The 24,708-nt window shown below is 63.7% G+C and carries 27 protein-coding genes; 12 read left to right on the forward strand and 15 right to left on the reverse strand.

What is annotated here, in order from left to right:
- The first annotated feature begins 50 nt into the window (after positions 1–50).
- On the forward strand, positions 51–1,460 hold the full coding sequence (locus AC0KVN_RS21565; protein WP_435567933.1) for a hypothetical protein: 1,410 nt from the start codon (positions 51–53) through the stop codon (positions 1,458–1,460).
- A 42-nt stretch (positions 1,461–1,502) separates the two neighbouring features.
- Entirely contained in the window at positions 1,503–2,474 is a 972-nt protein-coding gene (locus AC0KVN_RS21570; RefSeq protein ID WP_435567932.1) for a glycosyltransferase family 2 protein, read from the forward strand.
- Here the strand turns inward: AC0KVN_RS21570 and AC0KVN_RS21575 are convergent.
- Positions 2,456–3,085, reverse strand: a complete 630-nt coding sequence (locus tag AC0KVN_RS21575) for an HdeD family acid-resistance protein (RefSeq protein ID WP_010336052.1) — start codon at positions 3,083–3,085, stop codon at positions 2,456–2,458. The genes AC0KVN_RS21570 and AC0KVN_RS21575 overlap by 19 nt on opposite strands.
- A 131-nt stretch (positions 3,086–3,216) precedes the next feature.
- Here AC0KVN_RS21575 and clpP point away from each other — a divergent pair, with 131 nt between their 5' ends.
- The 3 genes from clpP (at position 3,217) to AC0KVN_RS21590 (ending at position 8,101) form a co-directional block, all read left to right on the forward strand.
- Positions 3,217–3,852 carry an ATP-dependent Clp endopeptidase proteolytic subunit ClpP gene (clpP, locus tag AC0KVN_RS21580; RefSeq protein WP_004207564.1) on the forward strand — a complete coding sequence of 212 codons (636 nt, stop codon included), beginning with the start codon at positions 3,217–3,219 and terminating at the stop codon, positions 3,850–3,852.
- Between the two features lie 133 nt (positions 3,853–3,985).
- Positions 3,986–5,254: an ATP-dependent Clp protease ATP-binding subunit ClpX gene (gene clpX / locus AC0KVN_RS21585; RefSeq protein ID WP_004207563.1), complete on the forward strand. Its 1,269-nt coding sequence runs from the start codon at positions 3,986–3,988 to the stop codon at positions 5,252–5,254.
- 366 nt (positions 5,255–5,620) lie between these two features.
- Positions 5,621–8,101 carry a TonB-dependent receptor gene (locus AC0KVN_RS21590; RefSeq protein ID WP_004207562.1) on the forward strand — a complete coding sequence of 827 codons (2,481 nt, stop codon included), beginning with the start codon at positions 5,621–5,623 and terminating at the stop codon, positions 8,099–8,101.
- A 212-nt stretch (positions 8,102–8,313) separates the two neighbouring features.
- On the opposite strand, the gene mtgA is transcribed toward AC0KVN_RS21590, so the two are convergent.
- On the reverse strand, positions 8,314–9,027 hold the full coding sequence (gene mtgA / locus AC0KVN_RS21595; protein ID WP_159365789.1) for a monofunctional biosynthetic peptidoglycan transglycosylase: 714 nt from the start codon (positions 9,025–9,027) through the stop codon (positions 8,314–8,316).
- Positions 9,028–9,070: 43 nt separating this feature from the next.
- A complete protein-coding gene (locus AC0KVN_RS21600; protein WP_435567931.1) occupies positions 9,071–10,360 on the reverse strand; it encodes an MFS transporter in 1,290 nt (429 codons plus the stop codon).
- Between the two features lie 123 nt (positions 10,361–10,483).
- On the opposite strand from AC0KVN_RS21600, the gene AC0KVN_RS21605 reads away from it, so the two are divergent.
- Positions 10,484–11,032, forward strand: a complete 549-nt coding sequence (locus tag AC0KVN_RS21605) for a TetR/AcrR family transcriptional regulator (RefSeq protein ID WP_435567930.1) — start codon at positions 10,484–10,486, stop codon at positions 11,030–11,032.
- Positions 11,029–11,514, forward strand: a complete 486-nt coding sequence (locus AC0KVN_RS21610) for a GNAT family N-acetyltransferase (protein ID WP_435567929.1) — start codon at positions 11,029–11,031, stop codon at positions 11,512–11,514. Before AC0KVN_RS21605 ends, AC0KVN_RS21610 begins: the two co-directional genes overlap by 4 nt.
- 57 nt (positions 11,515–11,571) lie before the next feature.
- Here the strand turns inward: AC0KVN_RS21610 and rpoH are convergent, their stop codons facing one another.
- Complete coding sequence (gene rpoH, locus AC0KVN_RS21615) at positions 11,572–12,486, reverse strand: RNA polymerase sigma factor RpoH (protein ID WP_004207557.1); 915 nt, start codon at positions 12,484–12,486, stop codon at positions 11,572–11,574.
- Positions 12,487–12,564: 78 nt separating this feature from the next.
- Positions 12,565–13,515, reverse strand: coding sequence for an RluA family pseudouridine synthase (locus tag AC0KVN_RS21620; RefSeq protein WP_161733197.1), 951 nt, complete (start codon positions 13,513–13,515; stop codon positions 12,565–12,567).
- Between the two features lie 17 nt (positions 13,516–13,532).
- Between AC0KVN_RS21620 and AC0KVN_RS21625 the strand changes: the two genes are divergently transcribed.
- Entirely contained in the window at positions 13,533–13,934 is a 402-nt protein-coding gene (locus AC0KVN_RS21625) for a M67 family metallopeptidase (RefSeq protein WP_435567928.1), read from the forward strand.
- Positions 13,935–14,025: 91 nt separating this feature from the next.
- Positions 14,026–14,679 carry a histidine phosphotransferase family protein gene (locus tag AC0KVN_RS21630; protein ID WP_010336062.1) on the forward strand — a complete coding sequence of 218 codons (654 nt, stop codon included), beginning with the start codon at positions 14,026–14,028 and terminating at the stop codon, positions 14,677–14,679.
- A 16-nt stretch (positions 14,680–14,695) separates the two neighbouring features.
- Here the strand turns inward: AC0KVN_RS21630 and AC0KVN_RS21635 are convergent, their stop codons facing one another.
- The 6 genes from AC0KVN_RS21635 to map form a co-directional block, all read right to left on the reverse strand.
- On the reverse strand, positions 14,696–15,205 hold the full coding sequence (locus AC0KVN_RS21635; protein ID WP_435567927.1) for a DUF4269 domain-containing protein: 510 nt from the start codon (positions 15,203–15,205) through the stop codon (positions 14,696–14,698).
- Complete coding sequence (locus tag AC0KVN_RS21640; RefSeq protein WP_483656382.1) at positions 15,202–16,251, reverse strand: NAD(P)H-dependent flavin oxidoreductase; 1,050 nt, start codon at positions 16,249–16,251, stop codon at positions 15,202–15,204. The genes AC0KVN_RS21635 and AC0KVN_RS21640 overlap by 4 nt, the downstream gene beginning before the upstream one ends.
- A gap of 43 nt (positions 16,252–16,294) precedes the next feature.
- The gene (locus AC0KVN_RS21645) at positions 16,295–16,597 is read right to left on the reverse strand and encodes a helix-turn-helix domain-containing protein (protein WP_435567925.1); all 303 of its coding nucleotides are present in this window, start codon (positions 16,595–16,597) and stop codon (positions 16,295–16,297) included.
- 120 nt (positions 16,598–16,717) lie between these two features.
- Complete coding sequence (glnA, locus tag AC0KVN_RS21650; protein WP_004207550.1) at positions 16,718–18,130, reverse strand: type I glutamate--ammonia ligase; 1,413 nt, start codon at positions 18,128–18,130, stop codon at positions 16,718–16,720.
- Between the two features lie 94 nt (positions 18,131–18,224).
- Positions 18,225–18,563 (reverse strand): P-II family nitrogen regulator, encoded by a 339-nt coding sequence (locus AC0KVN_RS21655; RefSeq protein ID WP_004207549.1) that lies wholly within the window; start codon positions 18,561–18,563, stop codon positions 18,225–18,227.
- 336 nt (positions 18,564–18,899) lie between these two features.
- Entirely contained in the window at positions 18,900–19,730 is an 831-nt protein-coding gene (map, locus tag AC0KVN_RS21660; RefSeq protein WP_010336065.1) for a type I methionyl aminopeptidase, read from the reverse strand.
- Between the two features lie 83 nt (positions 19,731–19,813).
- On the opposite strand from map, the gene AC0KVN_RS21665 reads away from it, so the two are divergent.
- From AC0KVN_RS21665 to AC0KVN_RS21675, 3 genes are all read left to right on the forward strand, one after another.
- Positions 19,814–20,296, forward strand: a complete 483-nt coding sequence (locus AC0KVN_RS21665) for a GFA family protein (protein ID WP_435567924.1) — start codon at positions 19,814–19,816, stop codon at positions 20,294–20,296.
- A complete protein-coding gene (locus AC0KVN_RS21670) occupies positions 20,293–21,048 on the forward strand; it encodes a competence/damage-inducible protein A (protein ID WP_435567923.1) in 756 nt (251 codons plus the stop codon). The genes AC0KVN_RS21665 and AC0KVN_RS21670 overlap by 4 nt, the downstream gene beginning before the upstream one ends.
- Before the next feature lie 77 nt (positions 21,049–21,125).
- Complete coding sequence (locus tag AC0KVN_RS21675) at positions 21,126–21,527, forward strand: polyketide cyclase (protein ID WP_125998488.1); 402 nt, start codon at positions 21,126–21,128, stop codon at positions 21,525–21,527.
- A gap of 185 nt (positions 21,528–21,712) precedes the next feature.
- Here the strand turns inward: AC0KVN_RS21675 and AC0KVN_RS21680 are convergent, their stop codons facing one another.
- From AC0KVN_RS21680 to AC0KVN_RS21695, 4 genes are all read right to left on the reverse strand, one after another.
- Positions 21,713–22,066, reverse strand: a complete 354-nt coding sequence (locus AC0KVN_RS21680) for a YbaN family protein (protein ID WP_004207544.1) — start codon at positions 22,064–22,066, stop codon at positions 21,713–21,715.
- A 98-nt stretch (positions 22,067–22,164) separates the two neighbouring features.
- Positions 22,165–23,469: a sensor histidine kinase gene (locus AC0KVN_RS21685; protein ID WP_026109023.1), complete on the reverse strand. Its 1,305-nt coding sequence runs from the start codon at positions 23,467–23,469 to the stop codon at positions 22,165–22,167.
- A gap of 169 nt (positions 23,470–23,638) precedes the next feature.
- Positions 23,639–24,304 carry a response regulator transcription factor gene (locus tag AC0KVN_RS21690; protein ID WP_435567922.1) on the reverse strand — a complete coding sequence of 222 codons (666 nt, stop codon included), beginning with the start codon at positions 24,302–24,304 and terminating at the stop codon, positions 23,639–23,641.
- A 48-nt stretch (positions 24,305–24,352) separates the two neighbouring features.
- Positions 24,353–24,691, reverse strand: coding sequence for a hypothetical protein (locus tag AC0KVN_RS21695; RefSeq protein ID WP_004207540.1), 339 nt, complete (start codon positions 24,689–24,691; stop codon positions 24,353–24,355).
- Positions 24,692–24,708: the final 17 nt, after the last annotated feature.

A 24,708-nucleotide genomic window follows, 5' to 3' on the forward strand; every position in this document is an offset into this window, starting at 1 on the left:
TTATGCAAGTCGTCAAGGGCGGTTCTGGTCGGGGTCTTGGGCAGTTGCTGATGAACAGGTGGCTCCTGGTGGGCGTCTGCCTGCTCCTGTTTCTCGCCTTCTTGCTCCTGCGCTTTCCCGGTGAGCCGAACAGCGACAGCAACAGCCAATATCATCAGATCGTCACCGGCCGGTTCAACGACTGGCATCCGCCGCTGATGGCGCGGATCTGGGAAGCGTTGACCCTGTTCGGCGCGGGCACCGGGCCGATCTTCGCCTTCGACACGATCTTCTACGGCTGCGGCGTTGCGCTGCTGGCCAGCCTGCCGGCGCGCCGCGGCCGGTGGCTCTGCGCCTATTGCATGATCTTCCTCGCGGCCCAGCCGATGCTGCTGATGATGAGCGTCAACATCGCCAAGGACATCATGATGGCGGTGATGCTGCTGCTGGCCGTGGCGATCATCGGGGCGATGCAGGAAGGGCTCGTCGCCGCGCGGCCAGCCCGGACGCTGTGCTGGGTGCTGGCGCTGCTGATCGTCGTCATGGCGGCGCTGGTGCGCAGCAATGCCGTGTTCCTGGTTGCGCCGATGCTGGTCTTTGCCGGCTGGCCGGCGCTGATGGCACGGCCGGTGCTGATGCTGGCGCTGTCTGCGGTCGGCGGAGTGCTGCTGGTCCCGGCCAGCAATATCGTCAATCATCGCATCCTTGGCGCATCGGATGCCGGGGCGATCCGTTCGCTGCAGATATTCGACATCGCCGGCATCATGGTGCGGGGCGGGGATGATGTCCTGGCCGATCTGCCCGGCGCGCCGGCGCTGACGCAGGATGTCCATCGCTGCTACAGCCCGATCATGTGGGACACGTTGGCCTATGCCCACTGGAACTGCCATGTGCTCAAGAATGTCGAGCAGGCGATCCGGGATGGCGGTGGCGCATCGCTGTCGTCACGCTGGACTGGTGCGATCCGGCATCATCCGCTGGCTTATCTGCGCCATCGCCTGACCCATTATAACTCGACCCTCTATTTCTGGGTGCCGGTCCATCATACCGAAGCCGTGCGCAAGTTGAACACCGCCGGCAACCGCGGCGGGTCGTTCAAGAACCGGTTGCTGGACCAGGTCCGCTATTCGCCGCTGACCTCGCCCGTGATGATGGTCGCGATCGCGCTGGTGCTGCTGCCCTGGATCATCGCCGCGCTGCGCGTCTCGCGCGATGCGCTGCTGCATGTCAGCGCGATATTGATATGGCTTGCCTTGATATATACAGGCACCTTCCTGCTTGTCGGGGTGGCGACCGATCAGCGCTATTTCTTCTTTACGACATTGGCGGTTTGTCTGGCCCTGCCGCTCGCATTGTCCGATGCGACGATAAGGGCCATGATGCGGCGACATTCGGCATTGGCGGTTGCAACGGTGGGTGTGCCGGCAGCCATATTGGCGCTGACCGTCGTTGCGCGATACATGTTGCCGCCGCCGGTCTGACGGGCGGCGGCCATATTTGGTCAGCATAGGTTGGGGCAATTTATGGATATGGACAATCTTTCGAACATTGGCGTGGGCCATCCCCGCGTCGCCGTTATCCTGCCCTGCTATAACGAGGCCGGGGCGATCGTGCAGACGGTGGAGGATTTCCGCCGCGCGCTGCCCCATGCCGAAATCTATGTCTTCGACAATAACAGCAGCGATGGCAGCCGCGAACTGGCGGCCGGCGCGGGCGCGATCGTTCGCCGCGTGGCCCAGCAGGGCAAGGGCCATGTCGTGCGCCGCATGTTCGCCGATGTCGATGCCGACATCTACATCATGGCCGATGGTGACGCGACGTACGAGGCCGCTGCTGCGCCGCAGATGATCGCTGCCATGCTGCAGGATAATCTCGACATGGTGGTGGGCTGCCGCCGCGACCAGGTGGAGGAAGCCTATCGCCGCGGCCACCGCTTCGGCAACTGGGCGCTGACCAGCCTGCTCAAGCAGCTGTTCGGCCGGAGCTTCACCGATATCCTGTCGGGCTATCGCGTCTTCTCGCGCCGCTTCGTCAAGAGCTTCCCGGTGCTGTCCGCCGGCTTCGAGATCGAGACCGAGATCAGCGTCCATGCCCTTGAACTGGCGATGCCGGTGTCCGAAGTGATGACCGCCTATGGTGCGCGGCCTGAAGGATCGGTCAGCAAGCTGTCCACCTATCGCGACGGCTGGCGCATCCTGCGCACGATCATCACCCTCTATCGCATCGAGCGGCCGATCCTGTTCTTCGGTATCATCGCCGCTTTCCTCGCGGCGCTCGCGCTCGGCCTGGCCGTGCCGCTGATCGTCACCTATGCCCAGACCGGGCTGGTGCCGCGGTTTCCTACCGCAATCCTGGTCACCGGCCTCATGATCCTGGCGACCCTGAGCGGCATGTGCGGCCTCATCCTCGACACGGTGGTGCGCGGCCGCCGCGAAGTGCGACGGCTCGCCTATCTCGCCTTCCGGGCGCCCAGCGACTACGCCTTGAAGGACTGAACCCGGCGGCGCAGTCGCATCGCCAGGATCAGCAGGGTGACGCCCGTCACCAGCGCATAGAAGCCGATGCCCCAGCCCAGCATCGCCACCGACACATGCGGGTTGGCAAGGGCCAAATAGAGGACGAACAGGCCCAGCAGCAGCGAAAGTAGCCCGCTCAGCGCCAGCAGCCATTCGCCCTCTATCTCCTTGCGCAGCCGGATCGCGGCGATGATTTCCAGCCCGCCGGCGATGATCGCCCAGCCCGCGATCAGGAACACGGTCAGCAGCGCATAGGTGATCGTCATCGCGATCGGGGTGACGATGAAGATGATGCCGACGGCAATGCCCAGCAGCCCGCGCAGCAGCATCGCGCCCCAATGGCGGCCATGGCCCATCCGGCGAAAGGCGCTGATCGCCGAGAATATGCCGTCGACCAGCGCATAGACCGCGAAGATCAGCGTCAGCGCGAACAGCGCGCTGAACGGGTAGGCCAGGGCGATGATGCCCAGGATGATCGAGACCACGCCACGCAGCGCCAGCGCCTTCCAACCGAAGGAGAAGGCGGCGATCAGCCCCGGTCCGGCCCGGCCGTCATGGGGCGGAATATCGGAATGCACGTCGGAAACCATCGGCTTGTTCCCCCTGTCGCGATTTGAAACGATTGTGGAACGGTAGGGGTGACACATGGTTCCCCCTTGAACCAGTCGGGTTTTGTGCCGATGTAGGGGGTCGGGCAAAAGCACCTGACTGAAAGAGCACAATGACCAACATCATGCATGATCCCATGGCCGCGCTGGTTCCCATCGTCATCGAGCAATCGAACCGTGGCGAGCGCAGCTTCGATATTTACTCGCGTCTTCTGCGCGAGCGGATCATCTTCGTGACCGGCCAGGTCGAGGACCATATGGCCTCGCTGATCGTCGCCCAGCTTCTGTTCCTCGAATCGGAAAATCCGAAGAAGGACATCTGGATGTACATCAACTCGCCGGGCGGCGTCGTCACGGCGGGCATGGCGATCCACGACACGATGAAATATATCCGCCCCCAGGTCGGCACCGTCTGCATCGGCCAGGCCGCCTCGATGGGCAGCTTCCTGCTGGCCGCTGGCGAGCCGGGCAAGCGCATCGCGCTCAGCAACGCCCGCATCATGGTCCACCAGCCGTCGGGCGGCGCCCAGGGCATGGCATCCGATATCGAGATCCAGGCCAAGGAAATCCTTCGGATTCGCCGCCGCCTCAACGATCTCTACGTGAAATATACCGGCCAGTCGCTGGAAGCGGTGGAGCGGGCGATGGACCGCGACACCTTCCTGGAGGCTGACGAAGCCAAGGCGTTCGGTCTGGTCGACGAAGTGTTCGATCGCCGCCCGGCCGCTGCGGAATCCGCAGAAGCCTAAAGGCGATCTTTACCGGGGCGCGGTATATCACCCCTTGTGAAACCGCCGTGCCCCGGTCTAGGATGGCCTTTGGACCAGAATATCCCCGGCCAGATCCGGCATGGTGCCGACGGCGGGGAGGAAAGATTGGCGAATGACTAAGCTTACGGGCTCCGATTCAAAAAGCACGCTTTACTGCTCCTTCTGCGGCAAGTCGCAGCATGAGGTGCGCAAGCTGATCGCGGGGCCGACCGTCTTCATCTGCGATGAATGCGTGGAACTGTGCAACGACATCATTCGCGAGGAGACCAAGGGCGGTCTCGTCGGCAAGAAGGATGGCGGCGTGCCGACCCCGCAGGAGATCTGCGATGTGCTCGACGATTATGTGATCGGCCAGAAGCGCGCCAAGCGCGTCCTGTCGGTCGCGGTCCACAATCATTACAAGCGCCTCAACCATGGCTCCAAGCCGGGTGAGGTGGAACTGGCCAAGTCGAACATCCTGCTCGTCGGCCCGACCGGCTGCGGCAAGACGCTGCTGGCGCAGACGCTGGCCAAGACGTTCGACGTGCCCTTCACCATGGCTGACGCCACCACGCTGACCGAAGCCGGCTATGTCGGCGAGGACGTGGAGAATATCATCCTCAAGCTGCTCCAGGCATCCGACTATAATGTCGAGAAGGCGCAGCGCGGCATCGTCTATATCGACGAGATCGACAAGATCAGCCGCAAGGCCGAAAACCCGTCGATCACGCGCGACGTGTCGGGTGAAGGCGTGCAGCAGGCGCTGCTCAAGCTGATGGAAGGCACGACCGCCTCGGTTCCGCCGCAGGGTGGTCGCAAGCATCCGCAGCAGGAGTTCCTGCAGGTCGACACGACCAACATCCTGTTCATCTGCGGCGGCGCGTTCGCGGGTCTGGAAAAGATCATCGGCGACCGTCTGGAAGCCAAGTCGATCGGCTTCGGTGCCCATGTTGCGGCCCCCGAAGAGCGCAAGACCGGCGAACTGCTGCGTCAGAGCGAACCCGAAGATCTGCTGAAGTTCGGCCTGATCCCCGAATTTGTCGGCCGTCTGCCGGTGATCGCGACGCTGGAGGATCTGGATGTGACCGCACTGGTCAAGATCCTGGTCGAGCCCAAGAACGCGCTGGTCAAGCAATATGGCAAGCTGTTCGACATGGAGAATGTCGAGCTGAGCTTCACCGACGATGCGTTGACCGCGATCGCGAAGAAGGCGATCGAGCGCAAGACTGGTGCCCGCGGCCTGCGTTCGATCCTGGAGGCTATCCTGCTCGACACCATGTTCGATCTGCCCTCGATGGAGGGTGTCGGCGAAGTGGTAGTCGACAAGGATGTCGTCGCCGGGACCAAGGAACCGATTCGCGTGTTCAGCGAGAAGGACAAGCGCGCGGAAGACGCCGCCTAGTTCATTCGCCGTTCAGGCTGGAACAAAAGGGGCCGGTGGACCATCCACCGGCCCCTTTTTCGTGCAAGTCTTTCGCACTGCACAAAATTTCCTGCGCCGTTGCATAATTGCACCAGTGTTGGCGTGGTGTAAAATTTCGACATATTATGTAATAAAATCAATGTGATAGATTGGTGTTTCCGGCTGTTTTTCAGTGCCTTGTCCAGATATCCGTCCAATTGTGACAGTCCCGCACCTGCATTGTAACATAATTGCAATCATAGCATCACAGGGGCGTCGCCAGTGGCCGCCAGATGCGGCGCCGGCTCGAAGAGCAAAATGGTTATGGCGCCGTGGGGCGCACTCTTGAAAAAGGGACAAGGGTCAATGAAGCAGTTTCTCAAGTGCAGCGCCGCGATTCTCGCCGTCGCTGCCCCGGCTGTCGCTTTCGCGCAGTCGACCGGTTCGCAGGATTTCGAAGATTCGATCGTCGTCACCGGTGCAGTGGTGAACCAGGGCGTCGGCGGCGTGAAGATCCCTGACTCGCCCAAGGCGAAGGTCGTTCTGACCCAGGAAATCATCGAGCGTCAGCGCCCCGGCCAGACCGTCAACGAAATCATCAACCTGGTGCCGGGCGTCAGCTTCACCAACAACGATCCCTGGGGTTCGTCGGGCGGCAGCTTCACCATCCGTGGCTTCAGCTCGGATCGTATCGCCCAGATCCTCGATGGTATTCCGATGAATGACTCGGGTAACTATGCCATCTACACCAACCAGCAGATCGACCCCGAACTGGTCGAAAGCATCAACGTCAACCTCGGCGCGACCGATGTCGACAGCCCGACCGCTGCCGCGGTTGGCGGCACCGTCAACATCAACTCGCTGACCCCCAGCGACGATTTCGGTGCGCTGGCCAGCGTCAGCTACGGCAACATCGCGGCCAAGGGTGCTGGCGATCGTCCGATGCACCGTGTGTTCGGCATGATCCAGACCGGCGATTTCACCGGCCATGGCACCAAGGCGTGGGTTTCGGCCTCGCGCGCTTATAACGAAGCGTCGTTCGCCAACTACGGCAAGGTCGACAAGGCCCAGTATAACGGCAAGATCTACCAGGAGATCGGCAGCAATGGCGACTTCATCTCGCTGGCTGCGCACTATAACGTGAACCGCAACAACTTCGGTGGTTCGCCCGGTTCGGCTGCCGCTTTCTCGGGTGACAAGAGCGCCCGTTTCTATGACGTCGGCGGTGCGGGCGCACCTTGCGTCCTGCCGACGCCGGTTGCCGGTGTCGCTGACCAGCTTCCTTCGGGCTATTGCGGCTCGCAGTGGGAGCGTCGCTACAATCCGTCGAACACCGGCATTCAGCGCATGAGCACGCGCCTGACGCTGACCGACAAGCTGATCTTCTCGGCCGATGCTGCCTACAGCACCACCAAGGCCAATGGCGGCGGCGGCGTGGCAGCTTATGAAAGCTTCTACTATCAGAACGGCCAGGCCTACACCGGCTATTTCGGCGGCTCGGCCTATTTCGGCAACGACCTGAACGGTGACGGCGAACTCGGCGTTGACGCGAATGGCAATGGCCGCGTCGACCCGACGGAATCGGATCGCACCGCGATCGTCAATCCCAGCCAGACGAACACCCGTCGTTGGGTCGCCATCGCGAACCTCGCTTATGAATTTGACGCAAACAACCGTCTGCGTCTGTCGTACAGCTTCGATCGCGCCCGTCACCGCCAGACCGGCGAAGCTGCGCTGCTCGATCATAACGGCGAGCCGCTGGACGTCTTCCCGGTCAATGATCCGCTGACCGATTCCGTCGGCAACATCCTGCAGAAGCGTGATCGCAAGTCCTACGCGACCTTGAACCAGGTCGCTGGCGAATATCGCGGCATGTTCGTCGATGAACGTCTGATCGTGAACCTCGGCGTTCGCGCGCCCTTCTTCAAGCGCGAACTGAACCAGAACTGCTTCACCACGGCCGCCAACGGCAATGTGAACTGCGTCGCCAGTGGCGATGTCGCGGCTTATGCTCTGGCCAATCCGACCTTCGCCGCGCCGCAGCAGCGCGTCTACAAGTATGACAAGCTCCTGCCGAACGTCGGCGCGATCTTCAAGATCACGCCGGAAGTGAGCGTCGCGGGTAGCTATGCCGCCAACATCTCGGTTCCGGGCACCGACACGCTCTACAACTCGATCTTCCTGCCGGCGACCAACGCCGCATCGAAGCCGGTTGCCGAAACGTCGGATAGCTTCGATCTGGCCCTGCGCTACCAGAACAACATCGTTCAGGCGGCTGTCACCGGCTGGTACGCGAAGTACAAGAACCGTATCGCTTCGGCCTACAGCTTCGAATGCGATTGCTCGATCGACACCAACCTGGGTGGCGTGAAGAAGTATGGCATCGACGCCAACGTGTCGGTTCGCCCGATGGACGGCCTGCTGGTTTACGCATTCGGTTCGTGGATTGAATCGGAAATCGGTGCCGACGTCCAGACTGGCGCGAACAGCTTCGCAGCGACCAAGGGCAACCGCGAACGCAGCGCTCCGGGCTATCTGTGGGGCGGTCGCATTCAGGGTACGCTGGGTCCGGTTGATCTGGGCGCCCAGATCAAGCGCACCGGTTCGCGTTGGCTGAACGACATCAACACCTTCAAGGTGGCGGGTTACACCGTTGTCGACCTCGACTTGCGTTACAATCTGAAGGACATGGGTCTGGACAAGGCCTTCTTCCAGCTGAACGTGTCGAACCTGTTCGACAAGTTCTACATCGGTTCGTTCAGCGGCGGCCTGACCACCGCGTCGAGCACGAACGTCAACTTCGGTGCTCCGCGCGCCATCAGCGGCTCGCTGGTGATCGGCTTCTAAGCCAGGCGCCGACAGGCAAAAAGGAAGGGAGGTGCGGAGCGATCCGCGCCTCCCTTTTTCATGTCCTATTCGCGGCCGCTCGATCATGCTTGGGGTTAGAACAGAGGGCGCTTTCCGATAGGATCAGGACAGCGCAATAAAATGTCGAAATGTGCGAGAAATATGGGAAGTTAAGCGCCCGATTTCCTATTTTCGGGCGCTTGGCCGCTGTATCAGTTCAGGCAGTCGTCCAGCCCGTCGCGCTGTACCACCGGGATGCGGGCGGAGATGCTGTTGCCATAGCGGCGGGTGAAGCCATGCGGGTCGATCGCCTCGCGCTTCTTGGGCAACGGCAATACCGCCGCCAGCCGCGCCGCCTCCGCCCGGCCCAGCTTGCCCGCGCCATGGCCGAAATAGCGGATCGACCCGGCCTGCACGCCATAGGTGCCGATGCCGGTCTCCGCGACGTTCAGATAGACTTCCATGATCCGCCGCTTGCCCCAGATCGCCTCGATCAGCACGGTGAACCAGGCTTCGAAGCCCTTGCGGACGAAACCGCCACCCTGCCACAGGAAGACATTCTTCGCCGTCTGCTGGCTGATCGTGGAGCCGCCGCGAATGCGCCCGCCGCTGGCATTGTGACGCATCGCCTGGGCAATTGCGACCGCGTCGAAGCCATGATGGCTGCAGAAGCGGCTATCCTCCGCCGCGATCGCCGCGCGCGGCATGTCCGGATCGATCGCGTCCAGGCGCTTCCATTCCTTGGTGATGCCATTGGGGTCGAGCAACATGGTGATCGTCACCGGCGGCGGCACGAAGCGATAGATGACCACGGTGCCGACCGACAGGCCGACAAAGCCGATGGCGACCTTGAGGGGGATGCTGATCCAGCGGGAGCGACGTTTCTGGGCGGAGGCAGGCTTAGGCGCGGCTTTGGCTTTTTTCATGGCCGCAAACTAGCGCCCCTGCGCGCCGCCGTCATCGATTCCTTCAGGCCGTGGCCAGCGTCTGCGTCCGGCCCCGGTTGATGAGCAGCACCAGCGCCGCGCCGATCAGGCACAATATGCCTGCCGCGATGAAGGCGGGCATATAGCTTTGCCAGGCGGTGCGAGACAGGCCGCCGGCCAGCGCCGCGCTCGCCGCGCCCAGCTGATGCCCGGCAAAGATCCAGCCAAACACGATATTTGCCTTTTCCGGGCCGAAGCGCTGCGCCGTCAGCTTCACCGTCGGCGGCACCGTCGCTACCCAGTCGAGACCATAGAAGATGGCGAACAGCGACAGGCTGTAGATCGAGAAATCGCTGAACGGCAGATAGAGCAGCGACAGGCCGCGCAGCCCATAATAGAAGAAGAGCAGCCAACGATTGTCATAGCGATCGCTGAGCCAGCCCGATGCCAGCGTGCCGGCAAAGTCGAACAGCCCCATCATCGCCAGCATCGACGCCGCGCCCACCGCCGCCAGTCCATAATCGCCGCACAGCGAGATGAAATGGGTCTGGACCAGGCCATTGGTGCTGGCACCGCAGATGTAGAAGGAGAAGAAGAGGATCCAGAAGGTCGGCACCTTCGCTACGTCGCGCAGCACGATCAGCGGCGTCGCCAGCAGCGCGCCCAGGCTGGCCGGCTGGGCAGGCACGGGCTGGATCGCCTGCTCGCCATAGGGGGCAAGGTTCAGGTCCGACGGTCGATCGCGCATCAACAGCATGACCGCGACCGCGGCGACCAGGATCGCGCCGCACACCAGCAGCATCGCCATGCGCCAGCCATAGCTGTCCGTCATGCTGGCCAGCAGCGGCAGGAAAGCGAGCTGGCCGGTCGCGGTGCTGGCCGACAGCAGCCCCATCACCAGTCCGCGCCGCTCGCTGAACCAGCGGGTGGCGACCGTCGCGCCCAGCACCATAGCGGTGAGGCCCGTGCCGACGCCGATCACCACGCCCCAGAGAAGGACGAGCTGCCACAATTGCGTCATGCCAAGCGACAGCAGCAGACCGCCAATGACGATCGACAGCGAAATCAGCATCATCCGCCGCACGCCGAAGCGGTTCATGAAGGCGGCGGCAAAAGGCCCCATGCCCCCGAACAGCAGGAAACGGATAGCCAGCGCGCCGGAAATATCCGCCGCGCTCCAGCCAAATTCCTTTTGCAGGGGGACGATGAACACACCCGGCGCGCCGACCGCGCCGGCCACCACCAGCATGGTGAGGAACGTCGTGCCCGCGACGGCCCAGCCATAATGGACATTGCGCGCGGCCAGGCGGCGGGCGAACATGGTGGACAGCATCGACTTCCCCTTGGATTGGCCCTTGGACTGGCCCCTGAACTGCTTCTTGAGCCGGAAAACGGACTAGCGTTAAATGATGGGTATCATATATAAGGTCAAGAGGCCAATTGGAGATGCAGGATCATGAAAGTCAGCCGTGAACAGGCCGAACGCAATCGCGAGAAGGTGGTGGATGCGGCGTCGCGCCTGTTTCGTGCCCGTGGCGTTGAGGGCGTCGGCATTGGCGAGGTGATGCGCGAATGTGGTCTTACCCATGGCGGTTTCTACAATCAGTTCGAATCGAAGGAGGCGCTGGCGACCGAAGCCTGCGCCACGTCGCTCGCGCGCGGCGCGGCCAAGTGGCGTCGTCTGTCGGCCGAGGATGGGCCGGATGCGATCACCGCCGATTATCTGAGCGCCCGTAACCGCGACGCGCCCGAAACCGGCTGCGCGCTGATCGCGCTCGGTCCGGACGCCGCGCGCAAGGGCGGGCCGCTCGCCGCCGCCTTTCGCGAAGGGTTTGAGGATCTGACCGCTGCGTTGCAAAATGCCGGTATCGCCGATCGCGACGCGGCGCTCGCTCGCATGGCGCAACTGGTCGGCACGATGGTGCTGGCTCGCGCGGTCGACGATCCGGTGCTGTCGGAGGAATTGCTGGCGGCCAATCGCCGTGCCCTGGGTGTGGAGGCATGAGCGGCAGCATCCAGTGGCGACCGATGGGGCAGGAGGATGTGGACGCGGCGGCGGCCATTTCCGACCGGGTCCATGGCGCCTATACGGAGAAGCCTGCCATTTATGCCGAAAGGCTGCGCCTCTATCCGGCGGGCTGCTTCCTACTGGAGCGGGATGGGGAGGCGCTCGGCTATCTCGTCACCCATCCCTGGGCCGGCGACCGGCCGCCAGCGCTCGACCGGTTGATCGGCGTGCTGCCGGACACGCCCGATCGCTATTATCTCCACGACCTGGCGCTGCTGCCCGAAGCGCGCGGCACCGGCGCTGCTGCGGCGGCCGTGGACCTCACCATCGCGCAGGCCCGCGCCGCCGGCTTTGATCGCATCGCCCTGACCGCCGTCAACGGCGCGGATGCCTTCTGGCGCCGACAGGGTTTCGTCGACGCGCCGGTCGCCGCCGACAGTTATGGCGCGGACAGCGTCTCAATGGTGCGGATGCTCTAAGACGAAAAAAAAAGCCCCGGATCGCTCCGGGGCTTCTTCTTTTCCTGTGTCGCCGGATCAGGCCGCGGCGAAGCGTGCCATCTTTTCCAGCTTGCCGCCGGCGATGCGCATCATCGCCTTCTGCAGCTTCTCGAAGGCGCGAACCTCGATCTGGCGGACGCGCTCGCGCGAAACGCCATAGACCTGGCTCAGTTCCTCAAGCGTCTTGGGCTCCTCGGCCAGGCGACGCTCGGCCAGGATATGCTTCTCGCGATCGTTGAGGTCGGTCATCGCCTCGACCAGCATCTCGTGACGTTGGGTGCGTTCCTGCTCCTCGGCGACGCGTTCGTCCTGCAGCGGATCGGTGTCCTGCAGCCAATCCTGCCACTGGCCATCGCCATCCTCGCGCATCGGAACGTTGAGCGAGGTATCGCCGCCCATCGCCATGCGACGGTTCATCGACACCACGTCATCTTCCGACACACCCAGATCGGTCGCGATCTTGGTCACGTCCTCGGGGCGCAGATCGCCATCCTCGAACGCCTCGATATTGTTCTTCATCCGGCGCAGGTTGAAGAACAGCTTCTTCTGCGACGCGGTGGTGCCCATCTTGACCAGGCTCCAGCTGCGCAGGATGAATTCCTGGATCGACGCGCGGATCCACCACATGGCGTAGGTCGCCAGGCGGAAGCCACGTTCAGCCTCGAACTTCTTCACGCCCTGCATCAGGCCGATATTGCCTTCGCTGATCAGTTCGCTGACCGGCAGGCCATAGCCGCGATAGCCCATGGCGATCTTCGCCACGAGACGCAGGTGAGAGGTGACGAGCTGGGCCGCCGCCTCGGGATCCTGATGTTCCTCGTAGCGCTTCGCGAGCATATATTCCTGCTCGGGGGTCAGCAGCGGAAACTTGCGAATTTCCGACAGATAGCGGTTGAGGCTGGCTTCACCGCCCAGCGCCGGAACCGCGGGGACATTGCTCCGATTGGCCATGTCACAATTCCTTCCCTTTACATGCGCGCCAGCCAGACCCGAAAGTGGCATCCGCTGGCCGCGCAAACTTGTCAGAACCTATACGTGAAGCTCGCTTAACAGTTCCTGCATATCTGCAGGCAGGGGACTGTCGAAAGCCAAGGGTTCCTCCGTCACAGGATGTATGAACCCCAGCCGTTTCGCGTGCAATGCCTGCCTTTTGAAACCCAGCGTTTCCAGTATTGATTTGAAACCTTTTCTGTCTCTACCGTAAACCGGGTCACCGATCAAGGGGTGACCCAGATGCGCCATATGCACGCGAACCTGATGAGTGCGGCCGGTTTCCAGCCGGCATTCCACCATCGCCGCGCCGCGCAGGCGCTCCATCACGCGGTAGTGGGTGACGGCATGTTTGCCGCGCCCTTCCCGATGAACCGCCATCTTCTTTCGATCAGCGTCGGACCGCCCGATCCAGGCATCGACCGTGCCGGACCCCGGCGCGGGAATGCCATAGACGATCGCGGCATAGAGCCGGTCGATACTGTGATCCTTGAACTGCCGGGCCAGGCCCTCATGGGCCTTGTCCGACTTGGCAACGACCAACAGGCCGGAAGTATCCTTGTCGATGCGATGAACGATGCCGGGACGCGCCACGCCGCCAATGCCGGATAATTGACCATCGCAATGATGCAGCAGCGCATTGACCAGCGTGCCGTCCAGATTGCCGGCCGCCGGGTGGACCACCAGGCCGGCAGGCTTGTCGACCACGATCAGGTCGGCATCCTCATGCACGATGTCGAGCGGAATATCCTGCGCCACGGCGTCGAGCGCGACGGGGGCGGGCAGGGTGATGCTGTAATCCTGCCCCACCGCCACCTTCATCGACGGGTTGAGCGATCGACCGCCAGAGACGATCTGTCCCTCGACGATCAGCGCCTTGATCCGCTCGCGCGACAGGTCGGGCAGCAGTTCGGCCAATGCGCGATCGAGGCGCAAACCCGCCTGGGCTTCGCCTATCGTCGTTTCAATGATGGAAACCCCCGGAACCATTGCCTAGGGATGTAGGAATGAAGGCCGAAATTTCAAGGGTGCTGCTGGAACAAATCATGGCCCTGGCTGCGGCCGAGCCGGGGGAGGTCTGTGGCCTGCTGCTGGGGCAGGGGGGGCGCATCGACACGATCCTGCCCGCAGCCAATGTGGCGCCTGATCCGGCCCGTCATTTCGAACTGGCTCCGGCGACCTTGCTGACCGCGCACCGGGCCGCGCGCAGGGGCGGGCCGGCGGTGCTTGGCCATTATCATTCCCACCCATCGGGCGTGCCGATTCCGTCGGAAACGGACCGCGCCTGCGCCGCGCCGGACGGCGCCTTGTGGCTGATCGTCGGCGGGGGAGCGGTGCGCGCATGGGTGGCCGGGCCGGACGGGGAGGGGGGCGTGGCCTTCGTGGAGGCGTTGCTCGACATAAGGTGATGCAAAGGGGGTGAGCCGGGCTTGCATCATCGGCTGGGGAAGCCTAGCCGGGAAGGTGTCTTTTCCCGTAAATCCGGCGGCCTCCATCTCCATGACCCATCCGATCGACAGCATCGAATTTGCCAGCCTTCTCTGCTCGCGCCTCTGCCATGACCTGCTGAGCCCCGTCGGGGCGCTCAACAATGGCCTGGAACTGATGGCTGACGAAACCGACCCGGACATGCGCCAGCGTTGCCTGGACCTGCTGGCCGACAGTGCCCGCACCTCGGCCAACAAGTTGAAATTCTTCCGCCTGGCCTTTGGTTCGGCGGGCGGTTTTGGCGATGCGGTGCCGCCGCATGAGGCGAAGGTCGCGATCGAGGGCATGTTCGCCTCGGGCCGGGTGAAGCTTGGCTGGATGGTCGAGGAACAGATGCTGGCCAAGCTCGCGGTCAAGGTGCTGCTCAATCTGGCGCTGATCGCTGGCGATGCGCTGGTGCGCGGCGGGCAACTCGACATCGGCGCGGAGAAGCGGCCGGGCGTGACCGAGATCGTGGTGCGGGGTGAGGGGCCCAAGGTCATTCTCGATCCCGAACTGCGCGCGGCGCTGGCGGGAACCTTGCCGGCCGGTGGCTTGGCGTCGCGCACGGCGGCCGCCTGGATGGTACGGGCGCTGGTGATGGAGGCTGGCGGCGAGATCGTGCTGTCGCCGCCGGGCGATTCGGTGCTGCTGTTTGGCGCCGCCATCCCCGACCGCGCAGAATAAGTCAGATCGGAAGAAGTTAGGGCAGCAGGGCGCGCAGGGCTGCGTCGTCCTGTCCCTCCAGTTCCAGCAACGCGGCATAGGGATCGCCGATCAGGCCCAGTAGAGCCGCAAAGGCGGGCTCGGTCTTCAGGCCGCGATGGCGCAAGGCCATGATCGCCTGCGCCAAAGCAGAACCGCCCAGATCGAGCAGGCGTCGCTCAACACGGAAATGGCGCCAGCCATGTTGCTGCGCGACCGGCAAGGCCTGGCCGAAAATCTCGAATGGCCAGTCCCACGCGCTGAAGCGGACGATCATGGCATCAAGGTCGGGGCGCGCATGAACCGCAAAATCGGGGCGATCGCCGAAATGCTCGGTCATCAAGGCGGCAAAGGCATCGAAATCCCGCACCTCGCAGACGATATCGATGTCGCTGTCCGGCAGGTCAAGGCCAAGCGGCGGCGTGCCCGCAACATGCGGATCATAGGGCGCCAATAACCTCAGGACGCCGGTGCGTTGCAGCGCGACCTGATGCGCGACGCGGCTCATTTAGCCTCCATCTCCTCAGCGATCGCCGCGACCAGGTCTGCCGCCGGCAAGGCACGGGCGAGGGGCGCGCCCTGGCCGGCCCATTGCGCGCCATAGCCGCCTTCGCCCTGGATCTTGGCGGCAGCGTTGAGGGCCTTCCCGGCGGCATAGGCGCGCGGATAGTCGGGCACGTCTCCACCATTCTCAGCGCCCCATTGGGTGAAGCGATTGGCAAGGCAGCGCGCCGGGCGGCCGGAAATAGCGCGGGTCATGACCGTGTGCTGGGCGGCCGGGCTGGCAAGGGCGGCGCGATAGGCGGCGTCGGCGCTGCTTTCCGGGCAGGCGATGAATGCCGTGCCCAGTTGCGCCGCCACCACGCCCAGGTCGAGCGCGGCGCGCACACCCCGCCCTTCCATGATGCCGCCGGCCGCGATCACCGGCAGGCCAGCCTTCGCCACCAGCAGGCGGGTCAGCGCGAAGGTGTCGAGCATTGCATCGGGCGCATCGGGATCGAACATGCCGCGATGGCCGCCGGCTTCAAATCCCTGCGCTATCAGAACATCGATGCCGGCGGTGCGGGCGGCGACCGCCTCGTCCAAATTGGTGACGGATGCGAGCAGCAGGCAACCCGCCTGCTTGAGCGCCGCGATCTGCTCAGCGCCGGGCAGGCCAAAATGAAAGCTGACTACGCGTGGGCGCGCTTCGGCCAGCAGGTCGAGCATCGCCGGGTCTTCGGCAAAGCTGCGATAGATGGTCTCCAGGCCAGCGGGTGGCACCGCATCCTGCGCGGCAAAGAGCGGCGTCAGTGCCGCCAGCCACGCTTGTTCCTCAGCCGGGCGCACGCGGGGCGGCGCATGGGCGAACAGATTGACGTTGAACGGCCGGTCAGTGAGCGCGCGCGTCGCTGCAATCATGGTGCGCGCACCCGCTGCATTAGTTGCCCCCACGGCGATCGATCCCAGCGCCCCGGCATTGCTGACGGCGGCGGCCATCGCCGGCGTCGATACGCCCGCCATCGGCGCCTGGATCAGGGGAAGGGAAAGGTCCAGCGCGTCGATCGGGTTCATGCAGTTCATGTGGGCGGTGGCGATCGATCCTGCAACAGGGGGATCAGACGTCGTCGTTGCCCACCGGGCCGCCTTCGCCTTCCATGCGGTTGATTGCGCGCACGTCGCGTACGGTGAATTTCAGGCGAACGCCAGCGCCCTGTTCGCCATCCTCCGGCAGGAAGACGGCGCCACCCTGTTCCAGTATCAGGCGCAGTCGTGCCTTGGCATCGTCACCCGGATCGGCGCGGCCGGCTTCGAAATCGGCCAGCATCGGCATATCGATCCCCGCAAGGCGAGCGACATGATCACGCGGCCATTCCACCAGGGCGCGGGCGGCGCGGGCAAGCTTTCCGCTGATCTGCAAGGCGAGTCTCCCTTCGTCGATGCGTGGTGCCGGAATAGAACAGCACGCCTGCCGCGCCGCAACGGAAAAGGCCCGGCCGCTTGCGCGACCGGGCCCGTCCTCCAGCAACCTGTGAAAGGATCAGGCGCTGTAATACATGTCGAATTCGACCGGCGAGGGCGCCATTTCCCAGCGATACACTTCGGGCCACTTCAGTTCGATATAGGCATCGATCTGGTCCTTGGTGAACACGTCGCCCTTGAGCAGGAACTCATAGTCGGCTTCCAGGCTGTTGAGCGCTTCACGGAGCGAACCGCAGACGGTCGGCACCTGGCTCAGCTCTTCGGGCGGCAGGTCATAGAGGTTCTTGTCCATCGCGGCGCCCGGATGGATCTTGTTCTCGATGCCGTCGAGGCCGGCCATCAGCAGCGCGGCGTAGCAGAGATAGGGGTTGGCCATCGCGTCGGGGAAGCGGAATTCCACGCGCTTCGCCTTGGCACCGGCGCCGTAGGGAATACGGCAGGAGGCCGAACGGTTGCGGGCCGAATAGGCCAGCAGAACCGGGGCTTCGAAGCCCGGAACCAGGCGCTTGTAGCTGTTGGTGGTCGGGTTGGTGAAGGCGTTGAGGGCCTTGGCGTGCTTGATGACACCGCCGATGAAGTAGAGGCAGGTGTCGGACAGGCCGGCATAGCCTTCGCCCGCGAACAGCGGCTTGCCGCCTTCCCAGATCGACATGTGGGTGTGCATGCCCGAACCATTGTCCTGCGCGATCGGCTTGGGCATGAAGGTCGCGGTCTTGCCATAGGCCTGGGCGACCATCTGCACGACATACTTGTAGATCTGCATGCGGTCGGCGGTCTGGACCAGCGTACCGAAGGTCAGGCCCAGTTCGTGCTGCGCGGCGGCGACTTCATGGTGATGCTTGTCGCAGGGCAGGCCCATTTCGAGCATGGTCGACACCATTTCGGCGCGGATGTCGGTGCAGGGATCGACCGGCGCGACGGGGAAATAGCCGCCCTTGGCGCGCGGACGGTGACCCAGGTTGCCGCCTTCATATTCCTTGCCGGTGTTGGTCGGCAGTTCGATGTCGTCGATCTTGTAGTAGCTCTGCGAGTAGTCATTCTCGAAGCGCACATCGTCGAACATGAAGAATTCGGCTTCCGGGCCGACATAGATGGTGTCACCGAAGCCGGCCGACTTGACGAACGCCTCGGCGCGCTTGGCGCAGGAGCGCGGGTCACGGGCATAGAGTTCGCCGGTGTCGGGCTCGACGATGTCGCAGAAGATGATCAGCATCGGGGTGGCGCTGAACGGATCGACATAGACGGCGTCCAGGTCGGGCTTCAGGATCATGTCCGACTCGTTGATCGCCTTCCAGCCTTCGATCGACGAACCGTCGAACATCAGGCCCTGGGTCAGCTCATCTTCGCCGAGGACCGAAGACACCATGGTCAGGTGCTGCCACTTGCCCTTGGGATCGGTGAAACGGACATCGACCCACTCGATTTCCTTTTCCTCGATCATCTTCAGGATGTCTTTTGGCGTGTTGGCCATGTGCAGTTGCCCTTCTCTATGGATACCCCCCCGAAGGGGTCGTTGAAGCCTGTGTCCGCCGGACCCCTGTCCGCCGGCTAGAACCTGTCGAAAATCAGATGGCGTCGCTGTCGCGTTCGCCGGTGCGGATGCGCACCGCGCCCTCGATGGCGGAAATGAAGATCTTGCCGTCGCCGATGCGGCCGGTCTGGGCGGCGCTGCAGATCGCTTCGACGACCCGGTCGGCCAGGGCGTCGTCGACGACGACCTCCAGCTTCACCTTGGGCAGGAAGTCGACGACATATTCGGCGCCGCGATACAGTTCGGTATGGCCCTTCTGGCGGCCGAAGCCCTTCGCCTCGGTGACGGTGATGCCGGATACGCCCACTTCGTGCAGCGCTTCCTTCACCTCGTCCAGCTTGAACGGCTTGATGATCGCCTCGATCTTCTTCATCACTTAATCCCAACCCATGACGCACGAACGGACGCGGGTTGGCCCCGCATCCTTCAACCTTCAAGCGACGATCATCATGCCCCCCGAGGCAAGCGCCGTCTCCCTTAACAATCAATTACCGTGCCAAGTGGCGAATCGCTAGGCCTGCTTTCGGCGATGCAGCAATCTTTGTCCATATTGCCCGGATTCCGGGCAATATCATGTCATTCTGCCTGTTTTTTGGGCAGTGGTTGAACGATCCATCACGCAAAAGGCCCGCCCCGTCGATGCCGGTCAGGACTGATCCCGATGGCATGAACGGAGCGGGCCTTTGGGACCGCCATGGGCAGGCAGAAATCAGCGCGCGTAGGGCGGGCAGTCGAGGCCGGTCGGGCTCTTGGTAAAAATCTCGCAGCCGGTTTCGGTGATGCCGATGCTATGTTCGAACTGGGCCGACAGGGTGCGGTCGCGCGTCACCGCCGTCCAGCCATCGTCCAGCATCTTCACGCCGGGCTTGCCGATATTGATCATCGGTTCGATCGTGAAGAACATGCCGGGCTTCAACTCCGGACCGGTGCCGGGGCGGCCGACATGGACCACTTCCGGGCTGTCATGGAAGACGCGGCCCAGGCCATGGCCACAGAAATCGCGGACCACCCCGTAACGATGCTTTTCGGCATGGCGCTGGATGACATGGCCGATGTCGCCCAGATGATTGCCGGGCTTGGCCTGCTCGATGCCCAGCATCAGGCATTCATAGGTGATCTCGACCAGCCGCTTCGCCTTGATCGGCGCATCGCCGGCGATGAACATGCGGCTGGTGTCGCCATGCCAGCCATCGACCAGCGGAGTGACGTCGATATTGAGAATATCGCCGTCCTTGAGCTTGTAATCGCCCGGAATGCCATGGCAGATGACATTGTTGAGCGAGATGCAGCAGCTATGGGTATAGCCGCGATAGCCCAGGGTCGCCGGCACGCCGCCGCCGTCCAGCGTCATGCGGCGGACGATGTCGTCCAGTTCGCCGGTGGTCACGCCCGGCACCACATGGGGCACCAGCGCGTCGAGGATCTCGGCGGCCAGCCGGCCGGCCTTGCGCATGCCGTCGAAACCGGCCGCGTCATAGAGCTTGATCGCGGTCGAGCGGGAAACCGGCGCGTCGGCCGTCATCGTCATATATTCGGTCATGTGGTTGATATAGACCCTGCGATCCGGCATTGCGAGTGTCTTCGCTCAGCCCCGCGGTCGCTATCAGGAAAAGAGAAACGGACATGGTGATGGAAGGCGGATGCGCCTGTGGTGAGGTGCGCTATCGGGTCGATGCCGATCCCATCTTCGTCAACAACTGCCATTGCAGCCTGTGCCAGCGACAGAGCGGCGCGGCATCGGCGGTCAACGCTTTTGTCGAGGTCGATCATCTTCATCTCCTGTCTGGGCAGTTGAGCGAACATGTCGTGCCGACCGGCAGCGGCAAGAGCCAGGTGATCGTGCGCTGCGCCAACTGCGGGACGGCGGTCTGGAGCTTCTATCCCCGTCTCGGCCGGACGGGGGCGGCGATCCGGGTCGGCACGCTGGACGATCGCGCGGCGATCCGGCCCGATGCCGCGATCTTCGTCGCCGACCGGTCGGACTGGACCGCCTTGCCCGCCGACGTGCCGGTCTTCGAGGCCAGCTACAAGCCGGCGGACGTCTTGCCGCCCGATCGGCTGGCCCGGCTGATGGCGCTCGCTGCCCGTGCGGAGCCGCTGGCATGAGTGACCGCATCTGGACCGCCGCCGTGATCGTGATCGGCGATGAAATCCTGTCCGGCCGCATTCAGGACAAGAATGTCGCGCAGATCGCCACCTGGCTCAATGTCCAGGGCATCCGCCTGCGCGAGGTGCGGGTGGTGCCCGACGTGCAGGACGCGATCGTCGAGGCGGTGAACACGCTGCGCGCCCGCAACGATTATCTCTTTACCACCGGCGGCATCGGCCCGACCCATGACGATATCACGGTGGATGCGATCGCCGCTGCGCTGGGCGTCGGCGTCGAGATCCATCCCGAAGCGCGGGCGATATTGGAACGCTATTATGTCACGCGCGGTGGCCTTACCGATGCGCGGCTGCGCATGGCGCGGGTGCCGGCCGGCGCCGACCTCATCGAAAACCGCATGTCGGGCGCGCCGGGCATTCGCCACGGCAATATCTTCATCATGGCCGGGGTGCCGCACATCACCGCCGGCATGCTCGATAGCCTGACCGGCACGCTGGAAGGCGGATTGCCGGTTCTGTCGGCGACGATCGGCTGCTGGGTCGCGGAAAGCGAGATTGCCGACCTGCTCGGCGCCACCGAGCGCGCCCATGACGGCGTCCAGATCGGCAGCTACCCCTTCTTCCGCGAAGGGCGCACCGGCGCCAATTTCGTCATCCGCTCGACCGACCAGGCGGTGCTGGATGCGTGCGTCACGGACCTCAGCGCCGCGCTGACCTCCGGCGGCTGGCCCCCGGTGCCGGGCGGTATCTAACCAGAACACATCCGTTCCGGTGACAAGAAGGCATGACGGCGGTACAGCGCGGTTCCACTTCTTTGAGAGAATACGGCATGCTTACCGCGCGAACCTACAGCGTCACGATAGCGCGCAACTGGCGCGAGCTTTACGAAGCGATCTGGCAGCCGGAGATATTCCCGAAATGGGCATCGGGCCTGACCGAGGCCGATCTGCGCAGGGGCGGCACCGGATGGATTGCCGACGGTCCGGATGGGCCGATCGTCGTTCGCTTCACGCCGCACAATGAATTTGGCGTGATGGATCATTTCGTCGAGACCGGCGATGGCCGGGAGGTTCATGTCCCGCTGCGCGTCATTGAGAATGGGGATGGGGCAGAGGTGATGCTGACGCTTTTTCGCCAACCCGGTATGAGTGACGAGGATTTCGCGCGCGACGCCAAGTGGATTACCCGCGATCTGCGCGCGCTGCGCGATTATGCAAAGACGCTGGGCTAAGAGGCCATTTTGAGAAATCGCGAAAGAGTGATTTCTGATACGGCACCAGCCCGCTCCCCCACCCGGCCACCCATAGAATACTGCCGTTGGGTGGCCGGGTGGGGGAGCGGGCTGGTGCCGGAATGCGCCGAAGGGCGCATTCTCCAACAGACTTTAAAGGCTGATTTCGATCCCAGCCAGGCGGCTCAGCTTTCCGGCCGTGTCCAGATCCAGCTGCCGCCGATCAGTGCGGCGGCCAGCGGGATCAGATACCAGGGGAAGGGGGAGAAGATCAGCGCCAGGATCGCGCTGAAGGCGAAGGCGCCGAGCGCGGCCTTCTTGCCCTTGCGGCTGATCGCGCCGCGTTCGCGCCAGCGGCGGATATGCGGACCGAAATGCTTGTGATCCAGCAGCTTTGCCTCCAGTTCCGGGCTGGAGCGGGCAAAGCAATAGGCCGCGAGGATCATGAAAGGGACGGTCGGCAGCAGCGGCAGGAAGGCGCCCAGCGTGCCCAATCCGATCGAGAGGAAGCCGGCAATGAGATAGAGATGGCGCCGCACCCGTCGATCCCGTCTGGAATGGGCCGATGCGGCCCGGTCTGTCCTGTCTATGCTATTGATTTGCAGGAACGCAATTGCCTTTCGTCGGGCGCCCTTTGTCAGGCGGCCGGCAGGCGCAGGCGGACCAGCAGTCCGCCCAGATCCTCGCTCTCCTCCAGCGCCACCGACCCGCCATAGATTTCGGCGACATCGCGGACGATGGCGAGGCCAAGGCCAGTGCCGGGCTTGCCCGAATCGAGACGCACGCCGCGATCGAAGATGCGCACCCGGTCGGCTTCGGGAATGCCCATGCCGTCATCCTCGACCATGATCTCGACCATCGCGCCAACCCGGCTGACGGTCGCGAACACGCTGCCGCCGCCATATTTGGCGGCATTCTCGACCAGATTGCCCAGCATTTCGTCCAGATCCTGCCGTTCGACGCGGACCGCCGCATGCTTGTCGCCGTCCATGTCGACCCGCGCATCCTGATAGAGATGGCGCACCGCGCGCTCGACCGCCTCCAGGCTGGCCCAGACCTCGGCCCGGCTCTGCGCCGCGCCGCGCCGGCCGACGGCGCGGGCGCGGGCGAGGTGATGGTCGACCTGGCGCCGCATCGTCGTCGCCTCGCGCACGACTGTTTCGCCCAGGTCCGGCGCATTGGCGGTCGCGGCGTTCATGATGACCGTCAGCGGCGTCTTGAGCGCATGGGCGAGGTTGCCGGCATGGGTGCGCGCTTCCTCGGCCTGCCGCTCATTATGGGCGAGCAGCGCGTTCAACTCCTCGACCATCGGCAGCACTTCGGCGGGCATGGGTTCGGTCACCCGGCTCTTGTCGCCATCGCGCATCTTGATGATTTCCAGCCGCACCTTGCGCAGCGGCCGCAGGCCATAGATGGTCTGCAAGGTGGCAAGCACGATCAGGCCCAGCGCCAGCAGCGCGAAGCTCTTGAACAGGGTGGATCGCAGCGTCTTGATCTGGCCATCGAGGCCCTGGCGCGCCTGCGCCACCATGAACATCCAGCGCGCGTCGGAACCGGGCAGGATGACGCTGCGCTCCATGACGCGCAGATCCTCGCCGGGAAACTGCTTGCTGTCATAGACATGGAAATTGCGGTCGGCATGGTCGCCCGGCACCTTGAGCGCCCGGTCCCACAGCGATCGCGACCGCCAATCCTCATGCCCCTTGGCGCTGATCTGGTAATAGAGGCCGCTATTGGGTTCCAGGAAGCGCTGGTCGGCCAGTTCGCGGTTGAACAGCACTTCGCCGTCCGGGCCGATCTCGGCCGCCGCGATCATCGCGGTCAGCACATAATTCATGCCGTCGTCGAAATTGCGCGTCACCGCGTCCGACAGCACCCGGTCGAGCGCGACGCCGCCGCCCAGCAGCAGCACGCTGATCCACAGCGCGGCAATGCCGATCATGCGGCGGCTGATCGACCCGGTGGACCGGACGGGGGAGGGCGACGGGCTGGCCATGCAAAATGATCCTACACCCGTTCACTGCTGGCGCAGCCGAGAAACATGGCCGATGGCACGGACCTATTTGCCTGTCGACTTCGCCCGCAGCGAACGGAAGCGGATGGGGCGCGGATCAGCGCCCCGGCTCGTCCAGGCTGTAGCCAAGGCCGCGGATGGTGGTGATGACATCGGCGCCGAGTTTCTTGCGGATGCGCGTCACGAACACCTCGATCGTGTTGGAATCACGGTCGAAATCCTGGTCGTAAATATGTTCGATCAGCTCGGTGCGGCTGACCACCTTGCCCTTGTGGTGGAGCAGATAGGACAGCAGCTTATATTCCTGCGCCGTCAGCTTCACCGGATCGCCCTTGAGCGTCACCTTGCCCGAACGGGTGTCGAGGCGGACGTCGCCGGCGATCAGTTCGCTCGACGCGTTGCCGCTGGCACGGCGGATGAGCGCGCGCAGGCGGGCGATCAGTTCCTCGCTCTGGAAGGGCTTGGCCAGATAATCGTCGGCGCCGGCATCGAGGCCCGCGACCTTGTCGGACCAGCTATCGCGCGCGGTCAGCACCAGCACCGGGAAACTGCGGCCTTCCTTGCGCCAGCGATCAAGCACGGTCAGGCCGTCGATCGTGGGCAGGCCCAGGTCCAGGATCACGGCGTCATAATTTTCGGTCGAGCCCAGGAAATGGCCATCCTCGCCATCGGTGGCGAGGTCGACGGCATAGCCGGCACCTTCCAGCGTGTTCCTGAGCTGCTGGCCCAGACTCGGTTCATCCTCGACGATCAGCAGGCGCATAGGGTTCCGTTTCTTGTTATCGACGCAAAGAGGTTGGGCGGCGCGCGGTCAGCGCGCCCAGCCGATGATATCGCCTGTCCGGCCGTCGGCATCAACCCACATCACCTTGCCGTCCTTCACATATTTCAGGCGATAGCGATTGGTGGAGGGGTTGAACTCGCTGCCGACATAGGTGGCGCCGCCCACCTGGGCGTCGACCCGGCGCTTGATCATCGAAAAGGGCATGACCTGGCCGTCCAGCATCGCGCGACGCGCGGCATCCTGTTCGTCACGGCGGCCACCGGCTTCGGCGACCGGTGTCATAAGGGACAGGGCCATAATTGCGGCCAGTCCGGCAGTCAGGCTTTTGGCGATCATTGTCATGGGCATGGCATAGGCGAAGCGCATTGAACAGGTGGTGAATG

The sequence above is a fragment of the Sphingobium sp. SG1 genome (assembly GCF_057063145.1).

Excerpts from the sequence above, each read along its gene's own strand:
- AC0KVN_RS21590 (WP_004207562.1), top strand. The coding sequence starts at position 5,621 with ATGAAGCAGTTTCTCAAGTGCAGCGCCGCGATTCTCGCCGTCGCTGCC.
- AC0KVN_RS21605 (WP_435567930.1), top strand. The coding sequence starts at position 10,484 with ATGAAAGTCAGCCGTGAACAGGCCGAACGCAATCGCGAGAAGGTGGTG.
- AC0KVN_RS21610 (WP_435567929.1), top strand. The coding sequence starts at position 11,029 with ATGAGCGGCAGCATCCAGTGGCGACCGATGGGGCAGGAGGATGTGGAC.
- clpP (WP_004207564.1), top strand. The coding sequence starts at position 3,217 with ATGACCAACATCATGCATGATCCCATGGCCGCGCTGGTTCCCATCGTC.
- rpoH (WP_004207557.1), bottom strand. The coding sequence starts at position 12,486 with ATGGCCAATCGGAGCAATGTCCCCGCGGTTCCGGCGCTGGGCGGTGAA.
- AC0KVN_RS21690 (WP_435567922.1), bottom strand. The coding sequence starts at position 24,304 with ATGCGCCTGCTGATCGTCGAGGATGAACCGAGTCTGGGCCAGCAGCTC.
- AC0KVN_RS21665 (WP_435567924.1), top strand. The coding sequence starts at position 19,814 with ATGGTGATGGAAGGCGGATGCGCCTGTGGTGAGGTGCGCTATCGGGTC.
- AC0KVN_RS21635 (WP_435567927.1), bottom strand. The coding sequence starts at position 15,205 with ATGAGCCGCGTCGCGCATCAGGTCGCGCTGCAACGCACCGGCGTCCTG.
- AC0KVN_RS21620 (WP_161733197.1), bottom strand. The coding sequence starts at position 13,515 with ATGGTTCCGGGGGTTTCCATCATTGAAACGACGATAGGCGAAGCCCAG.
- glnA (WP_004207550.1), bottom strand. The coding sequence starts at position 18,130 with ATGGCCAACACGCCAAAAGACATCCTGAAGATGATCGAGGAAAAGGAA.
- clpX (WP_004207563.1), top strand. The coding sequence starts at position 3,986 with ATGACTAAGCTTACGGGCTCCGATTCAAAAAGCACGCTTTACTGCTCC.
- AC0KVN_RS21625 (WP_435567928.1), top strand. The coding sequence starts at position 13,533 with ATGAAGGCCGAAATTTCAAGGGTGCTGCTGGAACAAATCATGGCCCTG.
- AC0KVN_RS21565 (WP_435567933.1), top strand. The coding sequence starts at position 51 with ATGAACAGGTGGCTCCTGGTGGGCGTCTGCCTGCTCCTGTTTCTCGCC.
- AC0KVN_RS21600 (WP_435567931.1), bottom strand. The coding sequence starts at position 10,360 with ATGCTGTCCACCATGTTCGCCCGCCGCCTGGCCGCGCGCAATGTCCAT.
- AC0KVN_RS21640 (WP_483656382.1), bottom strand. The coding sequence starts at position 16,251 with ATGAACCCGATCGACGCGCTGGACCTTTCCCTTCCCCTGATCCAGGCG.
- AC0KVN_RS21695 (WP_004207540.1), bottom strand. The coding sequence starts at position 24,691 with ATGCGCTTCGCCTATGCCATGCCCATGACAATGATCGCCAAAAGCCTG.
- map (WP_010336065.1), bottom strand. The coding sequence starts at position 19,730 with ATGACCGAATATATGACGATGACGGCCGACGCGCCGGTTTCCCGCTCG.
- AC0KVN_RS21570 (WP_435567932.1), top strand. The coding sequence starts at position 1,503 with ATGGATATGGACAATCTTTCGAACATTGGCGTGGGCCATCCCCGCGTC.
- AC0KVN_RS21630 (WP_010336062.1), top strand. The coding sequence starts at position 14,026 with ATGACCCATCCGATCGACAGCATCGAATTTGCCAGCCTTCTCTGCTCG.
- AC0KVN_RS21675 (WP_125998488.1), top strand. The coding sequence starts at position 21,126 with ATGCTTACCGCGCGAACCTACAGCGTCACGATAGCGCGCAACTGGCGC.
- AC0KVN_RS21670 (WP_435567923.1), top strand. The coding sequence starts at position 20,293 with ATGAGTGACCGCATCTGGACCGCCGCCGTGATCGTGATCGGCGATGAA.
- AC0KVN_RS21575 (WP_010336052.1), bottom strand. The coding sequence starts at position 3,085 with ATGGTTTCCGACGTGCATTCCGATATTCCGCCCCATGACGGCCGGGCC.
- mtgA (WP_159365789.1), bottom strand. The coding sequence starts at position 9,027 with ATGAAAAAAGCCAAAGCCGCGCCTAAGCCTGCCTCCGCCCAGAAACGT.
- AC0KVN_RS21685 (WP_026109023.1), bottom strand. The coding sequence starts at position 23,469 with ATGATCGGCATTGCCGCGCTGTGGATCAGCGTGCTGCTGCTGGGCGGC.
- AC0KVN_RS21655 (WP_004207549.1), bottom strand. The coding sequence starts at position 18,563 with ATGAAGAAGATCGAGGCGATCATCAAGCCGTTCAAGCTGGACGAGGTG.